The organism is Leifsonia sp. Soil_N53 (assembly GCF_057655165.1).
Window position 1 is genome coordinate 1 of sequence record NZ_JBDGMM010000008.1, and the last position, 8,792, is coordinate 8,792.

Consider the following 8,792-nt stretch of genomic DNA (forward strand, 5'->3'; position numbering starts at 1 on the left):
GCCGTCGCGGCCGCACCCGCCGCCGACACCGCCGTCCGCGAGCGCCCGCGTTCGACTCCGCCGGTCCGCAAGCTGGCTCGCGAGCGCGGCATCGACCTCGCCGCCGTCACCGGCACGGGCGAGCGCGGCATCGTCACGCGCGCCGACCTCGACGCCTTCGAGACCGCCGGAGCCGCACCCACGGCCGCGGCTGCGACAAAGGGCGCGCCCGGCGAGCTGCGCATCCCGATCAAGGGCGTCCGCAAGGCGACCGCCGACGCGATGGTCCGCAGCGCGTTCGGCGCCCCGCAGGCGACCGTGTTCCTCACCGTCGACGTCACGCCGACGACCGAGCTGATCGAGCGGCTCCGCGCCCGGCCCGACCTCGCCGATGCCCGGCCCGGCCTCCTCGCGGTGGTCGCGAAGGCACTGTGTCTGGCGGCACGTCGCACGCCCGAGGTGAACTCCCGCTGGGACGAGGCCGCGCAGGAGATCGTCCAGACGCGGGCGGTCCACCTCGGCATCGCCGCGGCCACCCCGCGCGGGCTGCTGGTGCCGGTCGTCCGCGACGCCGACGGCCACTCGCTGGCCGAGCTGTCCGGAGCGATCCGCGACCTGGCCGTGACGGCGCGTTCCGGCAAGACCCCGCCGAGCGCGCTCACCGGCGGCACGATCACGATCACCAACGTGGGCGTGTTCGGTGTGGACGCCGGCACCCCGATCCTGACGCCGGGGGAGGCCGCGATCCTGGCCGTCGGCGCGGTGCGGTGTCAGCCGTGGGAGCACGACGGCGGGATCGCGCTGCGCAATGTGCTGACGCTGGCGCTGACGTTCGACCACCGGATCGTCGACGGCGAGCAGGGCTCGCGCTTCCTCGCCGACATCGGCCGCGTCCTCGCCGACCCCGCCTCCGTCCTCACCCTCGTCTGAGCAGCCGTCGCTTCCGGACTTGTGTACGCGCACCGCGGCGTGTCGCGTACACAAGTCCGGAACTGATGGTGGGGGTCAGGCGTGGAGGGCGGCGTTCAGCTCGACGCCGGTGCCGGAGCGGCGGAGGACCTCCACCGCGCCGGTGAGCGAGTTGCGGCGGAAGAGCAGACCGGGCACGCCGGAGAGGTCGACGGCCTTGACGGTCTGCGGGCGGCCTTCAGCGGTGACGGGCCCGTCGACCACGACCACCTTGGTGCCCGCCGTGACGTAGAGGCCGGCCTCCACCACGCTGTCGTCGCCGATCGAGATGCCGATCCCCGAGTTCGCGCCGAGCAGCGCACGCTCGCCGATCGCGACGCGCTGGGTGCCGCCGCCGGAGAGCGTGCCCATGATGGAGGCGCCGCCGCCGATGTCGGAGCCGTCGCCGACCACGACGCCCTGCGAGATGCGGCCCTCGACCATCGAGGAGCCGAGCGTGCCCGCGTTGAAGTTGACGAAGCCCTCGTGCATCACCGTGGTGCCCGGCGCCAGGTGCGCGCCGAGCCGCACGCGCGAGGCGTCGGCAATGCGCACCCGGTCGGGCGTCACGTAGTCGAGCAGCCGGGGGAACTTGTCGATGCCCGTGACGTGGATGCCGGCGCGCTGCAGCGACGGGCGCAGCCGGTCCAGGTCGGCCGGGAGGACCGGTCCCGCGTTGGTCCAGGCGACGATCGGCAGGTGCGCGAAGATCCCGTCGAGGTTCAGCGTGTTCGGCCGGGCGAGCAGGTGCGACAGCAGGTGCAGGCGCAGGTACGCGTCCGGGGTCGAGGCCGGAGCGGCGTCGAAGTCGATCTCGACCGTCACGATGTCGATGCGGACGTTGCGCCGCGCGTCCTCCACCGCGAGCTCCTCGAACTCGGCGGGGGCGATCCAGCGCTCCCGGCCGGCGGGGAGGCGGCCGAGCCGCGGCTCCGGGAACCAGGTGTCGAGGACGGTGCCGTCGCCGGCGATCGTGGCCAGCCCGTAGCCCCAGGCGGAGTGGGCGTTCGCGGACGCGGCGGACTCGTCAGGAAAGTCGGAAGGCATGCCCCTAGATTAGTAGCGTGACTCTCGACCTCAGCGCCACGTCCATCGACCTCACCCGGCAGATCTGCGACATCGAGTCGGTCTCCGGGGACGAGCGCACGCTCGCCGACGCGATCGTCGCGGCGCTGTCGCCGCTGCCGCACCTGGAGATCATCCGCGACGGCGACACGGTCGTGGCGCGCACGAATCTCGGCAGGGAGCGCCGTGCGCTGATCGCCGGCCACATCGACACCGTGCCGCTGAACGGCAACCTCCCGACCCGGTTCGAGGTCGACGGCGGTGTGCGCTACCTCTGGGGTCGCGGAACCGTCGACATGAAGGCCGGCGTCGCGGTGCAGCTCAAGCTCGCCGCCGAGCTGACCGACCCCGCGATCGACATCACGTGGATGTGGTACGACCACGAGGAGGTCAACGCCGAGCTGAACGGCCTCGGCCGCCTCGCCCGCAACCGGCCCGACCTCTTCGTCGGGGACTTCGCCATCCTGGGCGAGCCGAGCAACGGGGTCGTGGAGGGCGGCTGCAACGGCAACCTCCGGGTCGAGGTGCGGGCTTACGGGCTGCGCGCGCACTCCGCCCGCGGCTGGGTGGGCGACAATGCCATCCACAAGATCGCGCCGGTCCTCGACCTGCTGGCGGGCTACACCGCGCGTGAGGTGGAGGTCGACGGGCTGACATACCGCGAGGGGCTCAACGCCGTCGGCGTCTCGGGCGGCGTCGCGGGCAACATCATCCCGGACGAGGCGATGGTGCACGTCAACTACCGGTTCGCCCCGTCGCGCAGCTCGGAGGAGGCGATCGCCTACATGCACGAGCTCTTCGACGGCTACGAGATCACCGTGGTTGACCGCGCCGACGGCGCCCGGCCCGGGCTCGACGCCCCGTTGGCGCAGGAGTTCGTCGCGGCGGTCGGCGGGGTGGCCAAGCCCAAGTACGGCTGGACCGACGTCGCGCGGTTCAGCGCGCTCGGGATCCCCGCGGTCAACTACGGGCCGGGCGACCCCCTGAAGGCCCACGCCGACGACGAGCGCGTGGACGTGGAGCAGATCGTCTCGGTGGAGGCCGGTCTCCGTGCCTGGCTCAACGGTCCCGGCGCCCGCTGAGGCCGTGGAGGCGGCGCTCGCCCCACGCGGCCCGTGGTGGTCGCGCTGGTGGGTGCGGGTTCTCGGCGTCTTCCTCGCCAGCCGGGTCGTCACCACCGTCATCCTGCTGATCTTCGCCGCGAACCAGGGGAAGAATCCGTGGACCGGCGCGCACCCCGACTACTTCTCGTTCGCGACGATCTGGGACGGCCTCTGGTACAACATCGTCGCGGTCAGCGGCTACCCGGCGTCCCTGCCGTCGTCGGACGGCCTGCACGTGACGGAGAACGCCTGGGCGTTCCTGCCGGGCTACCCGGGCGTCGTCGACGCGGTGATGTTCCTCACCCGGCTGCCCTGGGCGCCCGCGGCAGTGCTGGTGTCGGCGCTGTGCGCGGCCGGGGCCGCCCTGGTGTTCTACCGGCTGACGCTGCGCGTGGGGCTCGGCGCGTCCGCGAGCATATTCGCGGTCGTGCTGTTCTGCTTCTCGCCCGTCTCGCCGCTGTTCCAGCTCGCGTACGCCGAGTCGCTCTACCTGCTGCTGCTGGCCACGGCCCTGCTGCTCCTGGTCGAGCGGCGCTACGGCTGGCTGTTCCCCGTGGTGCTCGCCATGGCCTTCACCCGCCCGAGCGGCCTGGCGTTCGCGCTGGCGGTCGGCCTCCACGTCGTCTACCGCTGGCTGCACAGACGGGAGGATCCGTTCCCGGTGCGGGAGCGGGTGCTGAGCTCGTCGCTCGCGGTCTTCAGCGCCGTCGCCGGGATCGCCTGGCCGGCGATCGCCGCCGTCGCGACCGGGTCGTGGACCGCGTACACCGACACCGAGCTGGCCTGGCGCGCGCCGTACATCGGTTTCACCCACCTGGTGCCGTTCACCCCGTGGTTCCAGGGTGCGGACTGGTGGGCGAGCGTCATGCTGGGGGTCCCCGGCTGGATCGGCGTGATCGCACTCGTGCTGCTGGTCGCGGTGTACGCCGTGCTGCTGTTCTCGCCCGCCGTGCGCCGGCTGGGCGTCGACCTCCGGTTCTGGATCGCCGCGTATTCGCTGTACCTGTTCGCGGTGTTCTTCCCGCAGTCGAGCACCTTCCGGCTGCTCATGCCGCTGTTCCCGCTCCTCGGCGCGATCGCGCTGCCGCGCAACCGCGTGTACCGGGTCGGGATGGTCGTGCTGGCCGTGGCGCTCCAGGTCGGCTGGATCGCCATCTGCTGGGGTGTGGACGGCGCCGACTGGTCGCCGCCGTGATCCGTCGCCGACAGCCGTCTGGCCCGCGGCCCATTGTGCGCGGGGTAGACCGGCGATTTCCCCCGTCCGCCGTGGATGACGGATAATGGACACGACATTCACGAAAGGGGAGCTGCATGGCGGCCATGAAGCCGAGGACCGGGGACGGGCCGATGGAGGCTGTGAAGGAGGGACGGCTCATCATCGTGCGGGTACCGCTCGAAGGTGGGGGACGTCTGGTCGTCTCCGTCAACGATGCGGAGGCCAAGGAACTGCACGATGCTCTCGCGAGCGTGGTGAGCGCTTCCTGACGTTACCCACCTGACGAGATACCCGAGAAGGGGCCCCGAGCGATCGGGGCCCTTTCCTCGTTCGCGGGCTCGTTGCTCGCGGGGTCGCTCAGGGCGTGAGCTTGGTGAGCTGCAGCAGCCCGTCGCCCGCGGGCGACAGCGCGCTGATCACGGCTCCGGAGGCCGCCGTCTCCGTGATGAGCGTGCGGAAGCCGGTCGACAGCGGGTCGCGCGCCGCGGGGTCGGCGACCCGGCCGCGCCAGAGCGCGCGGGCCACCAGCACGGTCCCGCCCGGCCGCACCAGTCGCAGGCCGTGCTCGACGTACTCGATCACCGACTGCGGGTCGGCGTCGACGAAGACGATGTCGTAGGAGTTCTCGTTCATCCGGGGGAGGACGTCGAGCGCGTGCCCCGTGATCAGCCGGACGCGGTTGGCCGCGATCCCCGCCTCGGTGAAGAACGTGCGGGCGTGCTGCTGGTGGTCGACCTCGACGTCGATGCTGGTGAGCTGCGCCTCCGTGCCGCCGTGCAGCAGCCACAGCCCCGACACGCCGACACCGGTGCCGATCTCGACGATGTTCTCCGCCCTGGTCGCGGCGACGACGACGGCCGCCTGGGCGCCCGTGCTCGGCGCGATCGGGTCGACGCCCAGCTCGAGGGACTGCTGGCGGGCTCGGGTGATCACCTCGCTCTCGACGATGATGTCGTCGGCGAATCTCCAGTTCGAGTCCTTGTCAGACACATATCTCCCGTCGGTGGCCTCGGTCCAGAATAGGCCCAGCTGATCCAGCATTCGCGCAGCCGCGCGCGATACTCTTTATGTGTGTTCGGCCTGACCTTCGAGAAGCTCCTGATCGTGGCTGTCATCGCTGCGTTCCTCATCGGGCCGGAACGGCTTCCGCTCTACGCGGGCAAGCTCCGGCAGTTCGTGCGCACGGTGCGCGACTTCGCCGACGGCGCCAAGGACCGCATGAAAGAGGAGATGGGGCCGGAATTCGACGACGTCGACTGGAAGAAGCTCGACCCGCGCCAGTACGACCCGCGCCGCATCATCCGCGAGGCGCTGCTCGACGACGCGCCCGCCCCGTCGGCGATCAAGCCGGTGACACAATCGGCGCTGAACAGTTCGGGATCGGCTCAGCGTGCGAGCCTGCCGCCGGGCACGCTGCCGCCGTTCGATCCCGAGTCCACCTGAGCGCCCGTACAGAATCCGTCGCGCGTCGCTGAGCGGCCTGCGCCCCGATACGACTCTGCATCCAATACGATGCGGGAATGATCGCAACGCAGCAGTCGCTGACCCGGGCGACTGTCGCCCGCTACGCCGTCGGCTCGCTCGGCACCGGAGGCTTCGCGACGCTCCCCGGGCTGGTCCTCGTGTACTACCTCACCGACAGCCTGGGCGTCGCCGCCATCGCCGCGGGGCTCGTCGTGACCGTGGCGAAGGTGTGGGACGTCCTCATCGACCCGGTCATCGGCGCGCGCAGCGACCGGATGCTGGCCGCGCGCGGATCCCGGCGGCCGATGATGCTGCTCGGCGCGGTGGCCCTGCCGGTGTTCTTCCTGCTGACCTTCGCCGTCCCGGCCGGGACGCCCGCCACGGCGGCGGCCGTGTGGGTGTTCGTGGCCTTCCTGCTGACGGCGACGGCGTTCAGCTTGTTCCAGGTGCCGTACATCGCCCTCCCGGCCGAACTGGCGGCCGGTTACGACGAGCGGACCCGGCTGCTCACCTGGCGCGTCGTGGTGCTGACGTTCGCGATCCTGCTGTTCGGCGCCGGAGGCCCCGCACTGCGGTCGCTCGGCGGCGGGAACGACTTCGCCGGCTACTTCCTGATGGCGCTCGTCGCGGGCGTCGTGATCGGCGCCGGGATGCTGGTGTCGGCCTTCGTGGCGCCGCGGCAGCTGCCCGCGGAGGCGCTGCCGCCACGGGAGGGCGTGCTCAGCACGTTCCGCACCAACTACGCGGCGGGGATCGGCGCGCTGCGCGGCAGCCAGCCGTTCCGGGCGCTGCTGCTCACCTTCCTGCTGCAGGGGTTGGCGACCGGCATGATGCTCGCCGGAGCGAACTACGTGGCCACCTGGGTGCTGCACTCGGAGGACGCGGTCACGTTCCTGTTCATCGCGCTGATCGGGCCGGCGCTGCTGGTGACGCCGGCCTGGGGCGTGCTCGCCCGGCGGATCGGCAAGGAGCGCGGGTTCCGGCTGGCCAGCCTCCTGTTCGGGATCGCCGCGCTGTCGATGGTGCTGCTGGTCTGGGCGCCCGGACCCTGGGTCTACCTGCCGGTCGCGGTCGCGGGCGCCGCATACGCGGGCATGCAGTCGCTGCCGATGGCGATGCTGCCCGACGTGATCTCGCACGACGCGCGACGCAACGGTCCGGGCAGGGCCGGGACGTTCGGCGGGATGTGGACGGCGGGGGAGACCACCGGCATGGCGCTCGGCGCGACCGTGCTCACCATCGTGCTTGCGCTGACCGGGTACATCGCGCGGTCCGCGTCCGACGCTGCAGCGGCGGCCGGGGGCGCGACGCAGCCCGCGGCGGCCGTGGTCGGGATCGTGCTGAGCTTCAGCGTCATCCCGGCGGCGATCATCGCTGCGAGCCTGGTGTCGCTGTCGCGGTACCGGCTGCGGAGAGGAGACATCGATGACATCCTTTGACCGCGACGCCATCCTCAGCCGGCTCGCCGGCCTGCGCGCCGCAGACGCGCCGACCCACGGCGGGCGCGTGCTGAGCTACGTGTACGACTCGGGCATCGCCGAGCTGGACGAGCTCGCCGCCGCGGCCGTTCGGATGGTCCAGCCGGTGAACGGCCTCGACCCGACCACGTTCACCTCGGTCGCCGTGATGGAGCGCGAAGTGCTCGGGTTCGCCCGCGAGCTGCTGCACGGCGGCGACGATGTCGTCGGCTCTGTCACGTCGGGGGGCACCGAGTCGTGCCTGCTCGCGGTGAAGACCGCGCGCGAGGCGTGGCGGGCGCGCGGCGGCTCCGGCGTCCCGCGCATCGTCGCGCCGGCGACGGTGCACGCGGCGTTCCACAAGGCGGCCGAGTACTTCGGGCTGGAACTGGACCTCGTGCCGGTCGACCCGGGCACCGGGCGGGTGGCGGCGGCACGGCTGATCGAGCGGCTCGGGCCCGACGTCGCGCTCGCGGTCGTCTCCGCGCCGTCATACCCGTACGGGTCGCTCGATCCGGTCGAGGAGGTCGCGGCGGCATGCGACGACGCCGGGGTCGATCTGCACGTGGACGCGTGCATCGGCGGCTGGATCCTGCCGTTCTGGCGCGAGCCGGACGGCTCGGCGCTGCCGCTGTGGGACTTCCGCGTCGCCGGCGTGACGAGCCTGTCGGCCGACCTCCACAAGTTCGGCTATGCGCCGAAGGGCGCGAGCGTCCTGCTGCAGCGCGGCCGTGACCGGCAGCGGCTGCAGTACTTCGCAACGACCGGCTGGCCGGGCTACCCGGTGGTGAACCCGACGCTGCTCGGCTCCAAGTCGGCGGGCGCCCTCGCGGCGTCGTGGGCGATCATCCAGGCCCTGGGCGCCCGCGGGTTCGCGTCGCTGGCGGAGGCCTGCCTGCGGGCCACCCGCACGCTCGCGGACATCATCGGCGACATCGACGGCCTGCGGGTGGTGGGGTCGCCGACGGGACCGCTGCTCGCCGTCGCGACCGACGACTCCGTGCCGGAGGACCGGCGCGTCGACCCGCACCACTGGGCCGACCGGGCGCGTAGGCGCGGCTGGCACCTCCAGCTGCAGCCCGGGCTGACGCAGGCCGACGGCACGCACCTGCCGCACACGACTCACCTGACGATCACGCCGGTCACGCGGGACCGGCTGGACGAGCTGGAGGCCGCGCTGCGGGCGTCCGCGGAGGACGTGCGGGGCGTGCCCCGCGTGGACGCCGCCGCCGCGCTGTCCGCGCTGCCGCCGCTCGGCGACGGGCTGATCGGTGTCGGGCCGCTCGACTCGGACACCGCCGCCGCTCTGCTGCGCGCGGTCGGGATCGCCGGCGACGCCCCCGGCCTCCCGGACGAGCAGGCCCCGCTGCTGGCGCTGATCGAGGCGCTGCCGCGTCCGGTCACCGAGCGCCTGCTGGTCGAGCTGCTGGCCCGGATCGTGGAGCCCGGCTGACGCCTCCGGCGGCCGCCTAGCGGGTCGACAGCGGGAGCTTGCGGCCCGGGAGGTCGCGCGGGCGCGCGGCCAGCCCGGCGGCGACGGCGCGGATCGCCGCTGCGGCC

9 protein-coding genes are annotated in these 8,792 nt (G+C 72.6%); 7 read left to right on the plus strand and 2 right to left on the minus strand.

Features of this window, described 5'->3' with window-relative positions:
- Window positions 1–909: dihydrolipoamide acetyltransferase family protein (locus AC3A3H_RS00195; RefSeq protein WP_487612516.1), on the plus strand; the 909-nt coding region annotated here is incomplete at its 5' end.
- A gap of 75 nt (window positions 910–984) precedes the next feature.
- On the opposite strand, the gene dapD is transcribed toward AC3A3H_RS00195, so the two are convergent.
- On the minus strand, window positions 985–1,974 hold the full coding sequence (dapD, locus tag AC3A3H_RS00200) for a 2,3,4,5-tetrahydropyridine-2,6-dicarboxylate N-succinyltransferase (RefSeq protein ID WP_487612517.1): 990 nt from the start codon (window positions 1,972–1,974) through the stop codon (window positions 985–987).
- 17 nt (window positions 1,975–1,991) lie between these two features.
- On the opposite strand from dapD, the gene dapE reads away from it, so the two are divergent.
- The 3 genes from dapE (at window position 1,992) to AC3A3H_RS00215 (ending at window position 4,580) form a co-directional block, all read left to right on the plus strand.
- Window positions 1,992–3,074 (plus strand): succinyl-diaminopimelate desuccinylase, encoded by a 1,083-nt coding sequence (gene dapE / locus AC3A3H_RS00205; protein ID WP_487612518.1) that lies wholly within the window; start codon window positions 1,992–1,994, stop codon window positions 3,072–3,074.
- Window positions 3,043–4,290, plus strand: a complete 1,248-nt coding sequence (locus AC3A3H_RS00210; RefSeq protein ID WP_487612519.1) for a hypothetical protein — start codon at window positions 3,043–3,045, stop codon at window positions 4,288–4,290. The genes dapE and AC3A3H_RS00210 overlap by 32 nt, the downstream gene beginning before the upstream one ends.
- 116 nt (window positions 4,291–4,406) lie before the next feature.
- On the plus strand, window positions 4,407–4,580 hold the full coding sequence (locus AC3A3H_RS00215; RefSeq protein ID WP_021764147.1) for a DUF3117 domain-containing protein: 174 nt from the start codon (window positions 4,407–4,409) through the stop codon (window positions 4,578–4,580).
- An 88-nt stretch (window positions 4,581–4,668) separates the two neighbouring features.
- On the opposite strand, the gene AC3A3H_RS00220 is transcribed toward AC3A3H_RS00215, so the two are convergent.
- Window positions 4,669–5,301 (minus strand): O-methyltransferase, encoded by a 633-nt coding sequence (locus AC3A3H_RS00220; RefSeq protein ID WP_487612520.1) that lies wholly within the window; start codon window positions 5,299–5,301, stop codon window positions 4,669–4,671.
- Window positions 5,302–5,382: 81 nt separating this feature from the next.
- Between AC3A3H_RS00220 and AC3A3H_RS00225 the strand changes: the two genes are divergently transcribed.
- The 3 genes from AC3A3H_RS00225 to AC3A3H_RS00235 all read left to right on the plus strand — a co-directional run bounded on the left by AC3A3H_RS00225 (window position 5,383) and on the right by AC3A3H_RS00235 (window position 8,685).
- On the plus strand, window positions 5,383–5,754 hold the full coding sequence (locus tag AC3A3H_RS00225) for a twin-arginine translocase TatA/TatE family subunit (RefSeq protein WP_487612521.1): 372 nt from the start codon (window positions 5,383–5,385) through the stop codon (window positions 5,752–5,754).
- Window positions 5,755–5,831: 77 nt separating this feature from the next.
- The gene (locus tag AC3A3H_RS00230) at window positions 5,832–7,214 is read left to right on the plus strand and encodes an MFS transporter (protein ID WP_487612522.1); all 1,383 of its coding nucleotides are present in this window, start codon (window positions 5,832–5,834) and stop codon (window positions 7,212–7,214) included.
- Window positions 7,201–8,685, plus strand: a complete 1,485-nt coding sequence (locus tag AC3A3H_RS00235; protein WP_487612523.1) for a pyridoxal phosphate-dependent decarboxylase family protein — start codon at window positions 7,201–7,203, stop codon at window positions 8,683–8,685. The genes AC3A3H_RS00230 and AC3A3H_RS00235 overlap by 14 nt, the downstream gene beginning before the upstream one ends.
- The last annotated feature ends 107 nt before the right edge of the window (window positions 8,686–8,792 follow it).